The sequence below is a fragment of the Oleiphilus sp. HI0043 genome (assembly GCF_001634935.1).
Genome location: NZ_LWEY01000268.1, coordinates 1 through 1,014 on the forward strand (window position 1 = coordinate 1; position 1,014 = coordinate 1,014).

Below are 1,014 nucleotides of genomic sequence, written 5' to 3' on the forward strand. Positions count from 1 at the left end.
ACAAAAGTGTCTTCTTTTTCTTCAAGCGGGGCTGCCTGGTCCGCAGCTTCAGTTGCCATGAAAGCATCATCGACTTTGGAATTGTTCAAATGGAAACGTCGGATCGCACCGTTGCCTGTCAGGGTCTGCCAGTCGGAAGGCTGGTAGACTTCTTGATTAATCGTGGCCGCAGCCTGTGAGGCAAATTCAGAGGCTTCGATGATGCCATGCGCGATCGCCACTTCGTTGGCGGCGCGAATAATCCCCATGTTCATCACCATCACAGTGACGGTTGCACCGGATACGCCATCGAGATACTCGGTGTTCTCTTCTGTTCCCGTGCCGACTTTTACCTTGGTGTTAACTTTTAGCCCTTGGTATTGGTCCGTAAAGTCACATAAATCTTGCTCTGGAATTCCTACCAGCAAGATAGGTTCATGATGTTCCAGAACATTGGCAGAAATGATTGTTCCTTGAGTATCCAACGTCACAAGTGTATTGACGGGTTCACCGGAGTAGGCAGGAATACGCGCGACATCATCTGTTTCAAAGGCGTAGCCAATGACTTGCTCGTCTTGGAAAATCGTTTTGATTTGAGGGTCGCCAGTTTTTTCAGAAATCGAGCTGGCATTCGGGAAAGCCTCTTGGATAAAGGGAAGAGGGGCTTTAATTGGCGTGATATCAAGCCCGGGAGAAAAAGCAGGGCTGCCGATAAGGCAGATAAATAGACAGGAAACTAATAGATACAAATTCCTAAGGGAAAAGCTTGTTCCATCAAAAGGGTATTTCATCTCGTCTGTAGATCCAATATTTAATGTAAGCCATTGACGTTGCGAACATTAATACAGTGATCTGTAGCGAAGAGAAACGAAGAAAAGCAGGGCAGTTGACCCTAATCAACTTTATGCCCCCAAGGTGATAGGAGTGTATAAGGTGATAATAGATTGAGTAAGGGAGCGAGGTTAAATATAAGGTCCAGACAAATGAACGGAATAGATAACTAACTTAGCGATTAACTGCGATCACCGACATTCG

1 protein-coding gene is annotated in these 1,014 nt (G+C 46.0%); it reads right to left on the bottom strand.

The window, feature by feature from the left end:
* Positions 1-770, bottom strand: a 770-nt coding sequence (locus tag A3729_RS03945; protein ID WP_156497634.1) for an FMN-binding protein, incomplete at its 3' end; no start/stop codon positions are given.
* Positions 771-1,014 lie beyond the last annotated feature (244 nt).